At 40.4% G+C, this 19,103-nt stretch carries 18 protein-coding genes; 11 read left to right on the top strand and 7 right to left on the bottom strand.

What is annotated here, in order from left to right; translation table 11 throughout:
• Positions 1 to 75: 75 nt before the first annotated feature.
• The 4 genes from BP896_RS07525 (at position 76) to BP896_RS07510 (ending at position 4,635) form a co-directional block, all read left to right on the top strand.
• On the top strand, positions 76 to 639 hold the full coding sequence (locus tag BP896_RS07525; protein ID WP_291767222.1) for a stage II sporulation protein M: 564 nt from the start codon (positions 76 to 78) through the stop codon (positions 637 to 639).
• On the top strand, positions 632 to 1,456 hold the full coding sequence (locus BP896_RS07520) for a hypothetical protein (protein WP_291767221.1): 825 nt from the start codon (positions 632 to 634) through the stop codon (positions 1,454 to 1,456). The genes BP896_RS07525 and BP896_RS07520 overlap by 8 nt, the downstream gene beginning before the upstream one ends.
• Positions 1,432 to 2,874, top strand: a complete 1,443-nt coding sequence (locus tag BP896_RS07515) for a hypothetical protein (protein ID WP_291767219.1) — start codon at positions 1,432 to 1,434, stop codon at positions 2,872 to 2,874. The genes BP896_RS07520 and BP896_RS07515 overlap by 25 nt, the downstream gene beginning before the upstream one ends.
• 147 nt (positions 2,875 to 3,021) lie before the next feature.
• Positions 3,022 to 4,635, top strand: coding sequence for an NAD(P)H-hydrate dehydratase (locus BP896_RS07510; RefSeq protein WP_291767218.1), 1,614 nt, complete (start codon positions 3,022 to 3,024; stop codon positions 4,633 to 4,635).
• Between the two features lie 7 nt (positions 4,636 to 4,642).
• On the opposite strand, the gene BP896_RS07505 is transcribed toward BP896_RS07510, so the two are convergent.
• Positions 4,643 to 5,164 (bottom strand): hypothetical protein, encoded by a 522-nt coding sequence (locus BP896_RS07505; protein ID WP_291767216.1) that lies wholly within the window; start codon positions 5,162 to 5,164, stop codon positions 4,643 to 4,645.
• Between the two features lie 77 nt (positions 5,165 to 5,241).
• Here BP896_RS07505 and BP896_RS07500 point away from each other — a divergent pair, with 77 nt between their 5' ends.
• A complete protein-coding gene (locus BP896_RS07500; RefSeq protein ID WP_291767213.1) occupies positions 5,242 to 7,227 on the top strand; it encodes a GH116 family glycosyl hydrolase in 1,986 nt (661 codons plus the stop codon).
• Here BP896_RS07500 and BP896_RS07495 read toward each other — a convergent pair.
• Positions 7,196 to 7,849: a GntR family transcriptional regulator gene (locus BP896_RS07495; RefSeq protein ID WP_291767211.1), complete on the bottom strand. Its 654-nt coding sequence runs from the start codon at positions 7,847 to 7,849 to the stop codon at positions 7,196 to 7,198. The two genes, BP896_RS07500 and BP896_RS07495, sit on opposite strands and share 32 nt — an antisense overlap.
• 144 nt (positions 7,850 to 7,993) lie before the next feature.
• Between BP896_RS07495 and BP896_RS07490 the strand changes: the two genes are divergently transcribed.
• The 3 genes from BP896_RS07490 to BP896_RS07480 all read left to right on the top strand — a co-directional run bounded on the left by BP896_RS07490 (position 7,994) and on the right by BP896_RS07480 (position 11,425).
• Positions 7,994 to 10,279 (top strand): COG1361 S-layer family protein, encoded by a 2,286-nt coding sequence (locus BP896_RS07490; RefSeq protein ID WP_291767209.1) that lies wholly within the window; start codon positions 7,994 to 7,996, stop codon positions 10,277 to 10,279.
• A gap of 71 nt (positions 10,280 to 10,350) precedes the next feature.
• Entirely contained in the window at positions 10,351 to 10,905 is a 555-nt protein-coding gene (locus BP896_RS07485) for a helix-turn-helix domain-containing protein (RefSeq protein WP_291767207.1), read from the top strand.
• Positions 10,906 to 10,960: 55 nt separating this feature from the next.
• Positions 10,961 to 11,425 carry an AAA-associated domain-containing protein gene (locus tag BP896_RS07480; protein WP_291767206.1) on the top strand — a complete coding sequence of 155 codons (465 nt, stop codon included), beginning with the start codon at positions 10,961 to 10,963 and terminating at the stop codon, positions 11,423 to 11,425.
• 20 nt (positions 11,426 to 11,445) lie between these two features.
• Here the strand turns inward: BP896_RS07480 and BP896_RS07475 are convergent, their stop codons facing one another.
• The 3 genes from BP896_RS07475 to BP896_RS07465 are packed head-to-tail and all read right to left on the bottom strand — an operon-like array spanning position 11,446 to position 13,584.
• The gene (locus BP896_RS07475; RefSeq protein ID WP_291767205.1) at positions 11,446 to 12,387 is read right to left on the bottom strand and encodes a hypothetical protein; all 942 of its coding nucleotides are present in this window, start codon (positions 12,385 to 12,387) and stop codon (positions 11,446 to 11,448) included.
• Positions 12,388 to 12,447: 60 nt separating this feature from the next.
• A complete protein-coding gene (locus BP896_RS07470; protein ID WP_291767203.1) occupies positions 12,448 to 13,308 on the bottom strand; it encodes a transcription initiation factor IIB family protein in 861 nt (286 codons plus the stop codon).
• Positions 13,309 to 13,314: 6 nt separating this feature from the next.
• On the bottom strand, positions 13,315 to 13,584 hold the full coding sequence (locus BP896_RS07465; protein WP_291767201.1) for an H/ACA ribonucleoprotein complex subunit GAR1: 270 nt from the start codon (positions 13,582 to 13,584) through the stop codon (positions 13,315 to 13,317).
• Positions 13,585 to 13,739: 155 nt separating this feature from the next.
• On the opposite strand from BP896_RS07465, the gene BP896_RS07460 reads away from it, so the two are divergent.
• The 3 genes from BP896_RS07460 to malA all read left to right on the top strand — a co-directional run bounded on the left by BP896_RS07460 (position 13,740) and on the right by malA (position 16,853).
• Positions 13,740 to 14,135 (top strand): 30S ribosomal protein S8e, encoded by a 396-nt coding sequence (locus BP896_RS07460; protein ID WP_291767199.1) that lies wholly within the window; start codon positions 13,740 to 13,742, stop codon positions 14,133 to 14,135.
• A 94-nt stretch (positions 14,136 to 14,229) separates the two neighbouring features.
• Complete coding sequence (locus tag BP896_RS07455) at positions 14,230 to 14,862, top strand: transcription factor (RefSeq protein ID WP_291767197.1); 633 nt, start codon at positions 14,230 to 14,232, stop codon at positions 14,860 to 14,862.
• A 23-nt stretch (positions 14,863 to 14,885) separates the two neighbouring features.
• A complete protein-coding gene (gene malA, locus BP896_RS07450) occupies positions 14,886 to 16,853 on the top strand; it encodes an alpha-glucosidase MalA (RefSeq protein ID WP_291767194.1) in 1,968 nt (655 codons plus the stop codon).
• Between the two features lie 56 nt (positions 16,854 to 16,909).
• On the opposite strand, the gene BP896_RS07445 is transcribed toward malA, so the two are convergent.
• Positions 16,910 to 18,025: a glycosyltransferase gene (locus tag BP896_RS07445; RefSeq protein WP_291767192.1), complete on the bottom strand. Its 1,116-nt coding sequence runs from the start codon at positions 18,023 to 18,025 to the stop codon at positions 16,910 to 16,912.
• 37 nt (positions 18,026 to 18,062) lie between these two features.
• Positions 18,063 to 19,010, bottom strand: a complete 948-nt coding sequence (locus tag BP896_RS07440) for a glycosyltransferase family A protein (RefSeq protein WP_291767191.1) — start codon at positions 19,008 to 19,010, stop codon at positions 18,063 to 18,065.
• Positions 19,011 to 19,103: the final 93 nt, after the last annotated feature.

The raw sequence follows: 19,103 nt of genomic DNA, 5'->3' as shown, positions 1-19,103 counted from the left end.
GTAATTACTGATTCCCATTAATTACCGTTATTGTATTATGGAAAAGGACAAAAACCCTGAAACTAAGGGTAACCTATGGTGCTTAGGATGCAGCATGTTTTAACAAGAAGAGTATTAATCTACTACTTAACGACATTCTTAATTTTAGCGGTGGGTGAGGTTATCGGTTACTTAATGTCATTAAGGGGTATTCAAGTGCTGAGTAAGAGTGAGTTACAGGAGCTTGAAAACATTGCGCGGCACCCATCATACATGGTAATATTCACTCATAACCTCAGCCTTAACTTAATAATGAATATACCATTCATAGGCCCAATAATGTATGTTATTTTAATTGGATTCACAGGAATCGCGCTTGGCTACATTGTGGTCAGTAGCATTGGCGTTAGCGTACTATACCTTATTTTAGCGTATGTTTCATCAGCCATATTACCTCATGGATTACTGGAATTATTCTCATACTCATTATCAGCCTATAATTCAGTTGACACCTCAGTGAATGTAATTAAGCGGAGGTCCTTGAGCATAATCCTGACTCATTGGGTACTTAGGCTACTCCTATCAGTGGTAATACTCTTCATAGCTGCCTACGTAGAGTACCTTGAGTTAACCACCGTAGGTGCGGTTATTCATGCGTAATACTAGGCTTAAGCTTAAGGCAATACACGTAGGTTTAAGGGCATTCACGTTAAGGTATTTACTCTTCTCAATAGCATCATCAATAGCCTTAATTTCAGTAATAATAGCCCACTATGCGGTAGCCTATAACCAGCAGTATAATGGTAGCCTAATTAAAGTCTCAGTGAATTACGGGGTACTTACAGTGAATGGGATTAAGGTATCATTCTACATAATTAACACAGCCTACGCAGGCTTATATGGAATCCATGTTAAGGACAATGAATGCTTAATGCTTAGTGAAGCACCAGGGAATCTAAGCACTCAAGTGGCGCAGGCATTAAACTGCACCTTAATTAGGGAATACTATTATGGTTATCCAATTATAATTAAGTTTACTAATTCAAGCAGTATTATCAATGGAACCTTAATCATACCTCAGAATCCCTCAGCCTACTTCACAGCCAAATTATTCAATGAATTAGCAGGCTACACAACATTAATTTACCTAATATTCACAGCGATTATTGCATTATCATCAATTTACATTTCATTGAATTACCTTAATTACTTAACTGATGCCTTCAAGCGACTTAGGCTAATGATTGATGGCTGGGCTATTGCTGCAGTAGCCTATATACCATTAATCATTGCAGCATCATACGTAATCATAGTGGTGGTTGAGTATATTTTAATTAAGTTATTCCTAAGTATGGAGAAAGTCATTAGCATTAATCTCAGTAGCCCAATAGTAGTGTTAATTGAGCCACTTATAATAATTCTACTACCAATGTTAACAATACTGGTGATTTCATGGAGAAGAAGCTCATGGTACTGATGCTTAGGAGGGTAATGGGCCATGTGGTGTCAACTGCGTTACTAACTGGGTTATTAGCATATGGTTTAGCGCTACTGGCTTCATTAACCTATGCAGGGTTAACATTAATAGGCGTCCCATTCAGTATGCATGCAATAACAGGGAGAGGTTCCTTAATGCCATTCACTGGTGTAGTGCCCTTAAGTGTTTCATATGCCTTAAACCAATTAGGAGTTAAGAATATCCCAATAGTAGCTGCCTTAGCGCTACTTGATTATAGGCACGTGGTTATGATTCTAGGCTTCACTAACATAACTGGGTCAATATGCTACGCAGGCACAATAATGGGTATTAGGCCTGGGCTCCATTTATTAACAAGCTACATTAGGCAAGTCACCATACCAGTATTAATTATTGTTAGGGGTAATGAGCCATATTTAATATGTAGTATGAATTTAACTCAATCACTATCAAATGCCGGCTACGGTTCAGCAACAATGATACTCATACCTAGTGGATACTGGGGAAGGGCATTATGGTTCATTAGGCATGGTATTAACGTAACCATAGTTAATAAGCTTAACAGGAGCATTAATATTCAGTACAGTTACCTAGGGTTAAGTTACCTAGTTAATTACGGTTCATTGAAGCCGGGGGTTAATGAAATTAACCTACCGCTTAACTACTACGTAATATACGCAATCATTAATGAAACCCCAGTACCAGTGGGTGAGGTGCCTAAGGACCTTAATATTACTGTGAACCCATTACTAAAGCCAATGATGCCGCCTAACTCCACCACATGCAGGCTTACTGTAAATGCTCCGAAGGGTTCAAACGTGGTAGTGTTAGGTAATCAGGGTGAATTAATTATACCTAATGTTGAAGGGGCGTTAAATTTAACCTTACCTTGTGGTTCATATGCATTAACCGCCTATGAAGGGGGTGGCTTCTCAAGCATGGCTATTAACTTAACTAAACCAATGGTGGTTAACTTAACTTTAACATTATACTCAGGTGAATTACCTGGCATTGAGAATAATTATGCTGAGTACGCTAAGGCATACTTCAGGGGAATTAATGCGGTTTACGTTAGTTTCATGGTTGTAGCCGTGGTGGCTATGGGGCTTACATTAGCAGGCCTACTAGGGTTAATTTCAATGATTAGGATTATTACTTGGGCTACAGCACCTATCCTTACATCACTATTTTACTTAACCAGTATTAATTATGTGAGGCGTGTTTTAGGCTTCTTCATAGCCTTAATAACACTAATAATGAGCGTAATAGCTTCCCTAACATATGCAGTTGTTAATAATGCTCATATAGTATTAATAGTGAGGCAGCCACTGGCTATTAACCCAGTTATCACAGTAATTATTACTGCCGCAGTAGCGTTAAGCGTATGGATGAGGCTTCATAAGGCAATAGGGGTATGAGGCCTTAACTATACCTAAATGTTAATCAATCACTTCCTCATGTTAATCTTAGTGGCGAATAATATTATTCACATTGAACCCAAAGAGCGTGAGTTCATTAGCGTTGATGCGATACTGTAATATACCTGGACTGTGGGCTTAATTAACATGAGTAGTGAGGCAATATCAGTATTAGAGATGAGGGTTCTGGATGCCAACACCACGTACTTAGGCATTGACAGTAGAATATTAATGGAGAATGCCGGTAGGGGTGTTGCGCAAATCATAACCTCAAGATGGCCAAACGCAACCAGGATACTTGTTGTGGCTGGTTTAGGCAATAATGGTGGGGATGGTATTGTGGCTGGTAGGTACCTTTACAATTGGGGTAAGGATGTTGTGATTATACTACTAGGTAGGGTTAGTGACATGAGGGAGGAGCCTGCCGCCACTAACCTTAAGATATGCTTAAACCTACTGGGATGTAGAATAATGGAGGCTAGGGATGAGTTAGAATTATTATCCTACCAAGATTACTTCATTAAGTGGGCTGACGTGATTATTGATGCAATCCTAGGTATCGGCGTTAAGGGTAGGGTTAGGCAGCCTGCCTCAGCGGCGATAGACCTAATAAACATGTCAAAGGCGCCTAAGGTTGCTGTTGATATACCATCAGGTATGGATCCTGATACTGGTGATGTTACTGACAAGGCTGTTAAGGCTGATTTAACAGTAACCATGCATAAGGCTAAGCGTGGGCTCATTACCGATAAGGCTAAGCCATATGTTGGTGAACTGGTGGTGATCGACATAGGCATCCCAAAGGAGGCTGAGTTAATAGTTGGGCCTGGTGACTTAAATTACTTAACATATGCCAGGAAACTTGACTCTAAGAAGGGTGAATTCGGTAGAATAGCCATAATAGGGGGTTCAAGAGACTACACTGGAGCCATAATGTTGACTGCGTTAGCCTCATTAATAACGGGGGCTGACTTACCGATAGTCTATGCACCCCATGATGTTGCGCATGATATTAGATCCCAGACGCCAAACTTAATAGCGGTACCACTTGAAGGTGAGTTTTTAAGTAAGGATAATATTGGACCAGTACTTAGAGGTATTGAGAGGGCTAATGTGGTTGCCATAGGTCCTGGATTAGGACTTGAGAAGGCAACAATGGAGGCAGTCTACATAATACTTGAGACCGCGGTTAAGCTAGGTAAGAGGATTGTTATTGATGCTGACGCGATAAAGGCAATTGGAATTGGGAAGAGGCTTAACCTACTTAAGCCAGGTGTAGTACTTACTCCGCATGCTGGAGAGTTAAGGGAGTTATTGGGTATTGATGTACCTAAACTTAACCCAATTGAAGCAGGGCAATGGCTTAAGGAGCAGGTTTCTAAATGCTGCCCAGGTAGCGTAATTCTCCTTAAGGGCAACACAGATATTGTAAGCGACGGCTCAAGGATTAAGCTAAACATGACCGGTAATCCAGGTATGACTGTTGGTGGAACCGGTGATGTATTAACGGGGGTTTTAGCAACAATGCTTCATAGGGTTAATGATACCCTTGAGGCTGCAGCCATAGCAGCATTCATAACAGGTGTTGCAGGTGACTTAGCCGCATTAGAGTTGGGTTACCACTTAACCCCAATGGATGTGGTAAGTAGGATACCTAAGGCATTCTCAGCATTCATAAACACTAAGGGGATAGTTGAGGAGGCTTTACATAAACCATTAAGGGAGTACTTGATTAAGCGCCAATTAATTAAGGGTGAATAAATAATGCTTATTGCTGGTCCCCCAATAAGAGCCCCATTAGTGCCTTCCTTAAGCTTTCATTATTAGCGTAAGTATTAGTTAAAGCTTCATCGTACTCACCGTTAATGAAAACCATGTCATTTTCCAGGGCTACATTAAACCAACCGACACCTAGGGGCTCCTTAGGCATTACCTTAAGTAAATTCTCATATATTCTCCTAGCAACCCGCAGGGTCACTATGTCCATTAGGCTTAAGTTAACCTTAGCCATGTATTGACCTGGATTATACATTGGGATTAGTATATAATCCCTAAACCTTAATTTTAAGCCATTCTCAAGGTCACTTATGGCATCATTAATCCACTTAATGTCATTACTTATTATATTCCTAATCTCCTGATAGGGTATGGGCTTTAATTCACCGTTATCTGCACCACTTGTTTTAAATGACTTAATTAAACCAACCTTAGCTAACGCATCAACCCTACCTATTAAATAAGCCTCAATCCAAAGCTCCTTCTTAATCCTGTAAAATGGTAGTAGCATCACCTAGTTGGCTTAAGAACCGGCTTAAATCCCTTATTCAAATAATAATGCATAAAATCCAGTATCCGGAAGGGTATTTAATGATAGTGAGTAATAGAAATCTTAACAGCGGACTACCCTTAGGTGGTATTGGTGCAGGTGCCATTGAGTTCTTTCCAGATCTCACAATAGGCAATGTAACGATAATGAATAATTGGTTAAATCCACTTAAGGTGATTAGGGGATTCCACGTAGTACTACTTGGTGAGGAACCACTCTTTCTCCAAACTAATCCAGGCAAGAATGTTGAAGTTAAGCCACAGTATAGGCACGTGGATAATATTGAGGTTGAGGCTCAGTATCCTAAGATTAAGTACAGGTTCAGTAATTTACCAATAAGTGAGATTGAATTCTATACACCCATTGTTAAGGGTAATGTTAAGGATTCATCATTGCCATTAATAATAGTCAGGGTTAAGGGCAATGGCACTGTTGCATTCTCATTCCCAAACATAGTAGGTAGTAGGAGGTGGGGCCGCGTTAATTACTCAATAATAGGTAAGGTTAATGGTGTTTTATTTAAGAACTTAAGGTCGCTGCAAAGTGACCCAGCTTACGGTGAGGTCTTCATAGGTTGTAAAGGGTGCCACACTTACTCTGGTTACTCCTACTGGGTACCTACTAGGGGTGGTATGACTGAAGATATTTCAGTATTCAGTAAGCTAGGTAAAGTAGTGGATGAAGGAAGATACTCCATAAGGCCATATGCCAGGGAAGAGATTGCTGGAGTAGTGTGGAGGAGGATTGATGATGAGGCATTATTCTTCATCACCTGGTTCTTTAATTCAAGGCCGCATCATTACCCATACGGCCATTACTACGAGAACTTCTTCAACTCAGCGGTGGAAGTGGCTGAATATGCCTTGGAGAACAGTGGTTCACTAAGGCCTCTTAGTATTGATGCTGATGGTTGGTTAAGGGATGCCGTATTAAATAGCCTATATGTGTTGACTTCATCAACATGGTTAACTAAGGACGGTAGATTAGCTGTTTATGAATCATTATCAATAGCGCCATTAATGAATACCATAGGGTCAATGACATGGGATGGATTATCTTTCGCCTTACTTGACTTATACCCTGACTTAACCGTTAAAATGGATGAATTGTTGGGATTCTACATAAGTAATGGTGAGGTCCCTCATGACTTCGGGGAAGAGAGCCTTGAGGATCCAATATACGGCGCCTCATACCTATATCCGTGGAATGATTTAGGGAGTACATGGATCCTCATGATTTATAGGGATTACCTCATAACAAGTAATGTTGAGGTTTTAAGGAGGAACTTCAATAAAATGCGGGAAGTGGTTGATTGGCTCATCAGTAGGGATTATGATGGCGACTGCATACCTGATTCAAGGGGTGGGTTTGATAACTCCTATGATGGGACAAACATGTATGGCGCATCATCATACATAGCTTCCCTATTCTTATGCGCACTTCAAGCATTAATTAAGTCAGCTGATGTGCTTGGTGTGAGGCTTAGTGATAAGTATGAGTCATGTTTAAGTAAGGGTAAGGATACATTAAATTCAATGTGGAATGGCCGCTACTTCGCAGCATGGAGATCAACTAAGGAGAGTAATGAATCATGCATGAATAGCCAACTCCTTGGGCAATTCTGGTGCGATTTCCTTAAACTACCACCGGTGGTTGATGAGGATAAGGTTAAGGTAGCGTTAAGATCAATATATGAGCTTAACCACAGGGCATCACCCTATTGCCTGCCCAATGCGGTTAAGCCTAATGGGGAAGTTGATACTTCATCAAGCCAAATGAGGTCATGCTGGCCCAGGATAAGCTTCACTGTTGCCGCTCACATGGTGCTTAGGGGTATGGTTAATGAAGGCCTCGAGATTGCTAAAAAGGAGTGGGATACAATATCAAGACTGGAGCCTTGGAATCAAAGCTCTAGAATAGACGCCATTGAGGGTAAGAACGTGGGCTTAGACCACTACATAGGTAGTGCCTCCCCATATATACTGTACTTAGCCATTAGAAGTAGTATGGTAGGACATTATTCTTAACGTACTCTAGGACATTCTGCTCATGGTTAAGCATCTTCACGAAGGCTGCCTCAGGGTTCCTTGATTTTATAGCTTCATAAACATCCCCATGCTCCTTAGCCTCCTCCAGCCTCCTACTATAGCTTGTGAAAATGTTAACCCTAACTATCTTGAGCTTAAGCCTAATCTGCTTAAGCGTAGCTGCAATGAACTTGTTACCACTTGCCTCAGCTACAAGTTCATGGAATTCACCGTTTAATTCAGCCAACTTAACTGGATTAGGATTAGGTTGCATAACCTCAGCCTTAATCATATCAATTGCATTACCCATTTTAATTAATTGATCCTCAGTAGCCCTAACTGCAGCCAACCTAGCAGCCATGGCCTCAAGCGGTATCCTCTCCTCATAGAGCTGCACAACATCATCCTTAGTTATAGGAGTAACAACATAACTCCTCCCATCCTTAACCACAAACCCCTCCCTCTCAAGCCTAGCTAAGGCCTCCCTAACCGGTGTTCTACTGGCTCCAAGCATTGAGGCTATCCGATCCTCCCTTAAGGCCTCCCCAGGCCTAAACCTACCTTGAATTATGGCGTTAAGTAACTCTTCGTATACCCTGTTAACCAATAGCTTAGACTCCATATACGTATTGGTACACTATCTAGGTGTTTATAAGTTTATATTTCAAGCATAAATGCCCGCCTCTGAGTTTAAGTTCATTGCTTGAGTTCGATATGTATTTGAATATTAGAAAGGTTTTTAAACGCATCCGATATCGGAGTTTCTATGAACGTTAAGATAACAATGGTTACGTTAATGGTGGCTGCGCTCATATTATTAACTAACGTGGCCAATGCACTGGTGGTTACAGGTCAAGTAAGCGTACTTGCCGCACCAGGCCAGAGTGCGGTGCCATTAGTATTATCAATTATTAATAATGGTGAAAGCGCATTATTCAATATAACCATTAAACCAATCTTCACTTACCCCTTTGGGCCATATAATTACTTCAATAGTTCATATAAGGTAACAATACCAGTGTTGCCACCTGGCTCAAGCATTAACATAACTGAGTTAATTAATATTAATCCAAGCGCCGGCAACGGAGTCTATGAGCTTAAGGTTAATGCAACATATGTTGAGCTAAGCGAGGTAATAGTGAATAGAAGCATGATTATTACGCCACGAAGCGCCAGCAGTACCTTCAATATAACTATACCAGTGTTAGGCTATGTTAAGTTTAACCCAGGCCTACCAACGTGGGGTTCAATTAACAACCCCATTGAGGCTACGCCGGGTATAGGTATCCTGCCCTTAGTTATACCAATACTCAACACTGGTAATGTCATGGCCTCCAATGCATCAGCAACAATAATCCTAAGTAATGGGTTAGTGCCAATAATTAATAGGAGTTACATAGGTTACGTACCCCCTGGGACACCTGTTTACGCGGTATTCCTGGTTAACATAACCAATAAGGCTCCAGTTGGTGTAATCAATGGTGAAGTAATCCTACATTACTTCTCCAATGCAACACAAGTGATTACGGTTAATATACCAATCATAGGTGAACCAAGGCTTGTTGTAGAGGGCGCAGGCTGGGGTTCACCAAGCAACCCCATTGCAGTGGGGCCTGGTTACGGTATTGTCCCATTATTCGTAACCATAGTGAACTCCGGTACCGCTAATGCAGTTAACATTAATGCCACATTATCATTACCAAGAGGCTTCACAACGCTAGTCAACTTCACAACAATAGGTGGCGCCCCCGTGGGTATTCCGGTTTATGCAGTATTTATTGTTAATGTATCTGATGTAAGCCCAGGCACCTACTACGCAAACTTAACGTTAACGTATAATAATGGGCTTAAATCAACGCTAAGGGTCCCCATTGTTGTTTCAGGGGAGCCAAAACTAATAAGTGAGGGTACTGTATGGGGTTCACCAAGCAGTCCCATTACTGTTGGTCCAGGTTACGGTGCTGTACCATTAACGTTCATTATAGTTAATTCTGGTACAGCTCCTGCCATGAATGTTAAGGCTAATGTATCGTTACCAGCAGGATTCATAGCATTAACCAGTAATGCAACAATCGGCGACTTACCCATTGGCGTTCCAGTCTACGTAACCTTCATGGTTAATGTAACTAACGTTAAGGCCGGGACATATTACGCGAATTTAACATTAACTTACAGTGGTGGCTTATTAACAATTAGGAGGATCCCCATTATAGTCACTGGAGTCCCCAATGTTATTGTTGAATCCTATTACACTAATCCACCCAACTTATTCCCAGGCTACCCTGAGTTGCTTTTAACAGTATACTTAGGTAACTCAGGTACTGCTGTGGCTAGGAATGTAAAGATTACGCTAATTGGTGATAAGTACATTAGTGTAATTAATCCATCAAATGGCGCCATTAATATTGGCAACCTACCTGTTGGTGAACCTATACCCGTTAACTTCATTCTATCTACGGCTAATAACATATATGGCACTGTTCAAGCCAACTTAACGCTTATAATTAATGGAACAGGCTTCAATAAGACTTACACTATACCATTGGTCATTAAACCCAAGGCTAATATACTCATAATTAACGCAACCAGTGACTTAAGTGTAGGTGATAGTAATGTACCACTTTACATAACGATAGTTAATAATGGTAACGTAACAGCTAAGAATGTTGAGGTTATTTTAAATGGGCAAGGGGTAATTGAACCGCACGTGAGTAGTAGTAACCCACTTAGCGCATTAACGGCTGGTACATTATTTATAGGTGATTTGAAGCCGGGGCAGGAGAAGCAAGTTGTCTTCATGGTTGATGTTCAGAACGGTATAAATCCAGGGGATTATAAAGTCACATTAACGTTATTATGGAATCAGACTGGTTCATTAATACCAATGGTTCAGAATGATGAATTCACGGTTCACGTTAACCCATCACTATCACAGCAATTCGTTAGCCTACTGATACCTAATAAGTTGGCCTCAATACTATTTTACGTGGTGCTAATACTTATTATAATATTACTGGTATTACTGGCTAGGAGCCGTAGTGTAGCTAGGTAATATAAGGGTATTTCATGTTTTTTAAACAATAAATTATTATTACTCTGAATCATAACTATAGTTGTATAATCATGGGTAAGTTAACTAAGACTGAGTTAGCGGTGGGAGACTTGTATTATAGGCAGGGTTTGAAGCCTAGGGAGATAGCTCAAAGGTTAGGTATATCAATAAACACAGTGTATAAGGCCTTATCAAAGTACAGGGCTTATTCAAGAGATAATGTAAGTAATGTTGAGAAGGTTCAAGAATCCACTAAGTCCAGTGATGCTAATGCACAGCCACCTGCGGCAGCATTAATTAACCTAAGCTTCACAGTAAGTATTAATCAACCCCCGTCGGCAAGCAACCTAGAGTTAAGTAGTGTAAGTGAAGTGCTTAATTCATTAATGAGTGAGATTAAGTTAATTAAGGATAATTACGCTCAATTGATTAACGCTATAATGGATTTAAAGAAGCTCATTACCAGTATTAATACCTACAACTGCAGTAATGGGTATGATGGTGAATCCGACGGCGGTCAACAGGGTTTAAACTTACCAAGCTTCGTTAAGGATAATGTGTGGGTGGATATTATTAGGAGTAAAGAGGGAGGAAGGTCTATGTTTATTTCTGCGAAAGGTTCATAAATAAAGCCAGCGCAGTTAAACTACTAGATAATGTATGGGGCAAAGAAGCCTAATAATGCCGCTGGATTCGAGGTTAACAGATGTAATTGGGTTAATAGACACTATACTTAATGATTTTGGGGGAAAGGCCGACATTTACGCAGTGGCCCAGCATATGGATGCTGACCTAGATGACATAATACCTAATTTAAACGCAGCCATATACCTAGGATTCCTAAAGTTAACTAACGGCGACGTAGTTGTTACTGAACTTGGTGTTAAATTCCTAGGCTCAAAAATACCTGAACGGAGAAGAATATTACGTGAATTAATATCTAATATTGAGCCATTTAAGACCGCAATAGAGATAGGTAAGGATGAACCCTTCCCACTGGAGAAGCTAATAATGGCCTTGGTTAACAAGGGTTACAGCGAATTTAAGGCACCTGGAATAAGGGATTTATTAACAATACTGTTATCAGAGTGGGGAGCTTACGCTGGTTTAATAAAGAAGAGGGGGGATGAGTACATAATAACATAGAATGAATTAAAGCGCCTCCACTAATTGCTGGAAAGTAATCCATACCTCCTTAACGCGGACATAACCTTACTATCCCACGGAATTAAACCAAGCCAAGTTAATAAATTACCTAAAGTACCTGAATCAATATTCCTCAACATGCTTAACTCCCTATTAAGCCTATTAATCTTATCAGCCTTAGATTGATTGGCTATTACGGCGTCCTCAAGATTATAGCCACTGTACTTAACCATTAGTATTATTGACACTAGTTTATTTATTCTTTCAGGAACACCAGTCAACACCCCCCTCAGGGTTAACTTAACCCTAGGTATGTTAAGTTCATGTAGCCCTAGGCTTTTATATAGTTCAAAGGTTTCACCCTTCCTAATTACTTCACTATCACTTATGCCACCAATTATGAATACGTTAGTTGACTTAATGATGTCCTCGGTTAATTCAACATCCCCATATGGGTCAAGCATCACTGCTGACTTCAAGTAACTGGGTGGTATGCTCCTTAGGAATCTTGCGGTTGTATTAATATTGCCGGCGAATTTACGGAGTATATCCATGAAGTCTTGATCAATGCCCGTCACGGTGAGGTTACCATCCCACAAATACCTCCTAAGTTCCCTAAGCGATTGCATCAACTGTATTATTAAGCTCCTTAATTCCCCCTTAGTGTGCCTTCTCCATAATGATACATCAATTACGAACTGCGGGTATTCAGGCATTGTAGCATTACATGCAATTAATTCGCTGCATTTATGATCAATAAAACAGTCAGCATCATTAGTACCTAAATTACTTAATATTGGTAAGTCATCAATAATCACTAGGGCTAACCCCCTCCTAGAGCCCTTGCACACCTTTAACCTACCCAGCAATACTTGTACAGCAACCTCATTGAGGCCGCCATACCTGTTCAATAATCCACCACTTATGTAAATACCATTACAGGCCCCACGTAGCGAATGCATTAATGCAGTTAATGCGTACATTCGTAAGGCTAACTGAGTAAGGCTTAATATAGGGTGCTTTTAAATGGTTATCCTGAAGTTTAAGCGTTTCAATAACTCATTGTACCTATTCCTTATTGTTACATCCGTAACACCGGCTATTGAGGCTATTTCCTTTTGCCTAATTTTAATATTATATATTAGTAAGGATAAGTACACCATGGCTGCTATTGACGATGCGAATGTTTTACCATTGAATAGGCTTGCTGCCTTACCCTTATCTATCATATTCCTTATCAGTAGCATTAATCTATGCTTAATATTACTGTTAACGTTAATCATGTTAATTATCCTTAAGGTCATGTTGATTAATTGCTCATCATTGTAAATACCCTTTATGTTCATTAAATTAGCTATACGCATATACGCCTTATTAAAGCCCTTAATATCAACGTCACTATTCCTGAGTAGGTCCTTCATGGTGCATGGTAGGTTACGTTTCTTACATGCTATATAAACTAAAGCCACCGCGGTCTCCTTAATCTTACCCCTATAATTCATCTTAGTCAATAACCTATAGTTCAACACAACCTCATCTAGTATTGATTCAGGTAAGCCAGCATTAGCTATAACCTGCTTGGCTATTGACCTAAGCATCATTACATTGCGTTCACTTGAGTTGAATAATGATAATGATGGTATTATCTTAAACTTAGGCCTACTGATGCTAACTATATTAACATACATGTTGAATCCAGGTGATGATACACTTACTGGACTAGCCCTTGACAGTGACCTACCATTCTTATCAACCCCCCTCCACTCAGGCCCCTTATCTATCTCATGTTCACTTAACACGTAACCACACTTGGCGCAGTAAACCGTACCACTATACTCGTCGTAAATGAATTCACTTGAACCGCATACTGGGCACTTATTCATGCTAATTCACCTCCTCATTACCTTATTGTAATCAATATCCCTAACGTATACTTGCTTACCAGTATAATCAGCAGCGTTCAGGCCCTTAATAGGCTTAATTAAAGCGTAGGGTGCGTTAATCGGCCCTATTATATCCTTAATAATACCTATCCTCCTCATTGAGTAGTCCACTGTTACTAGGCCTACGAGCCTATCGGCCTTACTTGAATTAACCCTAGCAACCATTAAGCCATCCTTAGCCACATGTAGTATGACTCCGATCCTCCTGAGGGACACGTATACTTCCCACAATAACTCCTTATTAAGGATTATCGATTAATCATACAGGAAATATTCATAAAAATATACTAAAACCATTGCATGCTTAAGCCTGGGGTATTGAATTATTAAGGAGGCTAACCTTTAAAAGGCCCTTCATAGACGGTTTGGTAATGGCTAAGTTAGCTGCCTTTTACCAGGGTAATGATAGTAAGAAGGTGACGGGTGGATTCAGGGCTAGGCCATATAGGGTTAAGAGGAAGGCTCTGGGGGGTGGCCCACCCACCAATACTAGGCTTAGCAATAGGGAGAAGAGGCTAATTGAGAGGGTTACTGGGGGTAATGTTAAGATTAGGTTAAGTGAGGCCAGTTACGCGAATGTCTTCGATAAGAGTAGTGGCGCCAGTAAGGTGGTTAAGATACTTAGGATTATTGAATCCCCAGCTAACAGCGACTTCATGAAGAGGGGGATAATAGTTAAGGGCACTGTAATAGAGACTGAGGTGGGTAGGGCTGTTGTAACATCCCGCCCAGGTCAGGATGGCGTAATTAATGCCGTTAAAATATGAATTAAGGCATCAGTAAGTTAGGCTTCATTACTGAAGACCTACATGCACCTATCTTTGGAGATAGATTTATAAGTAAATTTACGTAATAATAATTATGCCAAGTGAAGAGGAGGTTGAGAGGGAGAGCGTAACCTCAGAATTAGTTACTGAAGCTGGGAAGCGAATCATTAAGATAAAGTTATCCACAGGGAAAACATCAGCTGGGAAATTATTCGGCAAACATGGTAAAGGCGGTAGGCCAGACTTCTTCAGAATAGTATTTGGTGCAGTGGCTAATGGATTAAGATCAAGCCTAGGTAGTGAGGAGGGGGAGGCTAAGTTTAATGAATTAAGGAATAAGAGTGAATTCAGGAAGTCACTTAATCAAGTGTATAAAGATATTAGGGACTGGTTCTTCAATGAAGCCATTAAGCAGTACAATATTGGTAAGGGTGATGTCTTCGCAATACTAACGGAGCTTGACCTTGATTTAGATGCAGGTGAATTGAAGTGGGTTCGTGAAAATAGTCAAGTAATTTACTGGGTTAGGAGTGATAAAATTAGGGTTACTGAATCCTGCAGTAAGGTTGAGGAGGAGCTTAGGAAGCTTAAGGAAGATTATGATAAGCTTAGAGAGGAAAACATTAGGCTTAGGAATCAGAATGAGGAGTTAAGCAAGAAATTAGCCAATGTTAAGGCCAGGGTAAGTGAATTAGTGGAGCTACTTGGCAACCAGGAGAATAGTTAAAAGGTGTACGTAACCTAAGACGTGTGAAAGTGGTTATTGAGGAGAATGAGTTAGCTTTTAGAATACTCGTTAATGAACCCAGACCCATAGTTAACTTCGAGTATAAGGCTGGGAGGATTATTGGTGAGTATGAGGGGTTGAGCCATGAGGTTAAGCTTCTTGGTCACTTAATTAGGATTAGGGAGGAGGGTGGATTAATTATAAGTAAGGATCTTGACCTTAAGGAGCATGTGCTTGGGCTTGGTGAGAAGGCTTATGAACTCGATAGGAGGAGGGTTAGGGTTAGGATGTGGAATCTTGATGCATCAGCCTCAGCACCATACAGTTGGTACAGCGACCCACTTTACGCATCAATACCATTCCTCATAAGTGTTAGGAATGGTGAAGCAGTAGGCCTCTTTGTAAATTCACCAGCCGAGCTTATATTTGATATTGGTTTATCTAAGTATGATGAGGTTAACGTAATTGTGCCTCATGGTGATGTTGAGCTATATGTTGTTAAAGGGCCTAGTATAGAGGAGGTTATTGAGAATTACACTAGTATTACCGGTAAGCCCCTTGATCCACCTGACTGGGCCCTTGATTACCAAATTTCAAGATGCTGCGGTTATGAGCCTCAGGAAATGGTTGTTAGGATTATTAATGAGCATGATAAGCTTAATGTTAAACCAAGTGCAATATACCTTGACCTACAGTACATGGACTCCGGTAAACTATTCACGTGGAATAGGGTTAAGTTCCCTAATCCAAGGCAATTAGCTGAAGATCTTCACGGTAGGGGTGTTAGGTTAATTACTATTGTTGATCACTGGATTAAGCTTGATCAGAATTATGAAGTATTCCTAAGTGGCTTAGGTAAATACTGTGAAACACCTAATGGTGAATTATATGTTGGCAGGGGTTGGCCTGGTGCGGTTGTTTTCCCAGACTTCTTTAATAGGGAGGCTAGGGAGTGGTGGGCAAGCCTCATTGAGCGTTGGGTTAAGGAGTATGGTATTGATGGTATTTGGCTAGACATGAATGAGCCCACTGATTACGCTAGAGAGAGGGAGTGGTCTATTGATAGGGGTGTGTTGCATAAGCTTGATGATGGTAGGAGGGTTAAGCATGAATTAGCAAGGAATGCTTACCCATACTTTCAAGCAATGGCAACATATGAAGGCCTTAAAAGGGCTGGCCATGATAAACCATTCATATTATCTAGAGCTGGATATGCTGGAATACAGAAGTACGCTTTCCTCTGGTCGGCTGACAATACTCCATCACAGGATGACATATTACTTCAATTACAGTTAATGGAGTCAATGAGCATATCCGGTATACCATTTTTCGGATGCGATATAGGTGGGTTCATAGGTAGGGGTGATTTAAGGAGGTATAGGCCCTATGCTGATCAAGGTGAGCTACTTGTGAAGTATTATAGGGCAGCGTTATTCTTCCCCTTCTTTAGAAGCCATACCAGCAGTAATCCGGATAGGGAGCCCTATATGCTTAGGAGCGATTACACTAACGCCATTAAGAGGGTTATTGAGTTGAGAAGGAGCCTCATGCCATACCTACTAGCCCTTGTGCAGGAGTCTCATGAAACTGGCCACCCAATAATTAGGCCTTTAGTCTACCACTTTCAAGATGATGAAGATGCGTACCACATTATTGATGAATACATGGTTGGCGGCGGCCTACTTTATGCTCCTCAAATATATGGTGAATCAAGGAGAATTTACTTACCTAAGGGTAATTGGGTTGATTGGTGGAGTTGTGGAGAGTATGAGGGGCCGACTTGGATTGAGAGTAATAGGGAGTTCCCGTTATTCATTAGGGAGAACTCAATAATACCTACTACGAGTGACTTAAGGATCTATGGTAATGGGAGAATTAGGCTACGTGATGGGAGGATCCTTGAACGTAATGAATCAGTACTCAAGGCTCCAGGATACAGTAAGGCAATAATATACAGTAATGGTAGGTGTAATGAAGTTAATCTTACCTAAGGCATCATACCCCATTAGTTGGTATACGTGATGGCTAAATGTGCATTAAATCATGGTTAAGTAATTATGCTGCATAACCTATCCTTAAATTTCTCATATGAGAATTCACTAGCTCTCTCCATTGCGAGCTTTGAGTAATCATTAAAGCCACCCCCCAATAAATACTCAACAGCATTACTAGCCTCATCAAGGGTACTGTAACCTAACCCATATTTACCGTAGCTGATTATATCATGCCAAGGCCCCCCTGATCTAGGTACAACAGGTACAGTACCTGTGGCCATGGCTTCAACAACAACTATTCCGAAGGGTTCATGTGGCTTACCATGAATGAAGACCTTTGACCTACCAAGCACACTATATGATTCAGCAAGGCTTGGATTAAGAATAAGCCTAACTTGCCCTGCAACGCCCAGTTCCTCAGCCAGCTTAAGTAGGCTGATTGCGTAAATCCTAGATGAAATGTCTTCCACAGAACCCATTATATACGCCTTAGCCTTAATCCCCCTTTCCCTCAACTTACTGATAATCATTACCGCTAATTCATGACCCTTTGCTGAACCAAGCCTACCAAAGGACACTACGGCGTCCTCCCTAATACTACTCCTATATTTGCCAGCTAACTTAACATCAACAGGTGGGTGAAGTACCTTCGGCATTATCCCAATAGTCTTGTAAGTAATGTATGCGGTGACATAGCTATTTGCGAAGACGAATTTAGCATTCTTAATAATATCATAGCTTGATCCTAAGGCTTGAATAGCTAGGGGTAACATTCTATGGGGTTTAGCTAATGGTGCAATTGGCCTCTTTCTATCAATATATCCATGAATGTAGAATATTATGCCGCTGTGCTTAATAAGCCGCGATAAGTATAAGTCATCAAGATACACTAAATCATATTCATTAATAATGTTAATTAACTCCTGAAACCTAATAGTGGAATTAACTAATCCACATAATGAGTTAGAGCATGGAATACTACTCACCATCCTTACATTAATGCCATTAAGCCTTACCCCATGCATCATCTCAATTAGCTTTAAATTAATTCTATTATTAGTCAATATATCAACATTAACGCCGCATTCCATTAGTGCCTTAGCTAACATTACATATAATCTCTGCGCTCCACCAATCCCATTAATTGACCAATATATTAGTACTCTCATAGCTTAACAATACACCTCAGATATTTTAAGGCATTCATCATCCTGAGTACTTTAATTTACTGCATGAGAAGCCTAAACTCCCCTTCACCTTGGCGTATTTGTAAAGCAATTTCACGTAACTTTCAGTAAGCGCCATACTTAAGCCCCTTCGGAAACCGTAGCTCATCATTCTTCTAATTGCTAGAATAGGCGCCAACGCTATTGGTGATAGCAGCTTAACTACATCATCAGCCACATTAATGGACATGATTACGCCATACCTTGAAGCTATCTTAATGTACTTAATATCAATTGAAGCATTCATGATTCCCGCAGTAACTTGACTCATTTTCACAGGATCATGCTGAATAGCTCCAGTGAATCCAATGAAAATGCTCCAACCCAAGCATTGAAGAGCCCTCATTAACCATGCATCCTCATAAAGATGCAGCTCAGGTGGAATTATTCCATAATTCTCCCTAATAGCCTTTAAGGCATCCCTCCTTAATGCAATATCATTAGTTCTCCCCCTCTCCAGGAATGTTGTTAAAAATGATTTAAGCCTTTTACCATCAATTGTAACATGCTTTAAGTTAATTTCATCAATGCTATTAACATCATAGGTTATTCCGTAAAACATCCCAACACTATCATCAGTAAAGGCATGTAAAGCCTCACTCCACCATCCATCTCTAAGTATGACATCATCATCAAGTTGAATGAGAATATCCTCACTGAAGTTACTTAAGAATAAATCTATGGCAGTCTGCCTACCAGTAGCCCTAGTTGGTTTATGATAGTTATATAACTTTGACCTACTGGCGTAAAGTTCCTTCCCATGTGAGTCAGTGAAATCCTTAACCATAAGCCTTGTTTCATCATTATCACTATCATCAATGAGTATAACAGACCTATAGGGTATTTGCAGTGTTGACTCCATCATTCTCCTGAAGACAACCCCCTTACGGCTACCATTCTTAGTAATTAATGCTAATACAGCACTCATAACCTAAGCCTAACTGCATTACATGTTCTTTAAGCTTTTCTGTATTCCTGATAACTACAAGTATTAGCCTCATATTAATATGATGCATCATTA

Origin of the sequence: Caldivirga sp. UBA161 (assembly GCF_002506515.1) — an archaeon.
Taxonomy (GTDB): Archaea; Thermoproteota; Thermoprotei; order Thermoproteales; family Thermocladiaceae; genus Caldivirga.
Note: the sequence above shows the minus strand (reverse complement) of the source record. Positions and strands in the feature narration are given on the sequence as shown.

Bases quoted from the DNA above. Each gene is read 5' to 3' on its own strand.
- BP896_RS07475 (WP_291767205.1), bottom strand. From the start codon at position 12,387: ATGCATTCGCTACGTGGGGCCTGTAATGGTATTTACATAAGTGGTGGA.
- BP896_RS07500 (WP_291767213.1), top strand. From the start codon at position 5,242: ATGATAGTGAGTAATAGAAATCTTAACAGCGGACTACCCTTAGGTGGT.
- BP896_RS07470 (WP_291767203.1), bottom strand. From the start codon at position 13,308: ATGAATAAGTGCCCAGTATGCGGTTCAAGTGAATTCATTTACGACGAG.
- BP896_RS07520 (WP_291767221.1), top strand. From the start codon at position 632: ATGCGTAATACTAGGCTTAAGCTTAAGGCAATACACGTAGGTTTAAGG.
- BP896_RS07460 (WP_291767199.1), top strand. From the start codon at position 13,740: ATGGCTAAGTTAGCTGCCTTTTACCAGGGTAATGATAGTAAGAAGGTG.
- BP896_RS07490 (WP_291767209.1), top strand. From the start codon at position 7,994: ATGAACGTTAAGATAACAATGGTTACGTTAATGGTGGCTGCGCTCATA.
- BP896_RS07525 (WP_291767222.1), top strand. From the start codon at position 76: ATGGTGCTTAGGATGCAGCATGTTTTAACAAGAAGAGTATTAATCTAC.
- BP896_RS07480 (WP_291767206.1), top strand. From the start codon at position 10,961: ATGCCGCTGGATTCGAGGTTAACAGATGTAATTGGGTTAATAGACACT.
- BP896_RS07515 (WP_291767219.1), top strand. From the start codon at position 1,432: ATGGAGAAGAAGCTCATGGTACTGATGCTTAGGAGGGTAATGGGCCAT.
- BP896_RS07510 (WP_291767218.1), top strand. From the start codon at position 3,022: ATGAGTAGTGAGGCAATATCAGTATTAGAGATGAGGGTTCTGGATGCC.
- BP896_RS07495 (WP_291767211.1), bottom strand. From the start codon at position 7,849: ATGGAGTCTAAGCTATTGGTTAACAGGGTATACGAAGAGTTACTTAAC.
- BP896_RS07440 (WP_291767191.1), bottom strand. From the start codon at position 19,010: ATGAGTGCTGTATTAGCATTAATTACTAAGAATGGTAGCCGTAAGGGG.
- BP896_RS07445 (WP_291767192.1), bottom strand. From the start codon at position 18,025: ATGAGAGTACTAATATATTGGTCAATTAATGGGATTGGTGGAGCGCAG.
- BP896_RS07455 (WP_291767197.1), top strand. From the start codon at position 14,230: ATGCCAAGTGAAGAGGAGGTTGAGAGGGAGAGCGTAACCTCAGAATTA.
- BP896_RS07485 (WP_291767207.1), top strand. From the start codon at position 10,351: ATGGGTAAGTTAACTAAGACTGAGTTAGCGGTGGGAGACTTGTATTAT.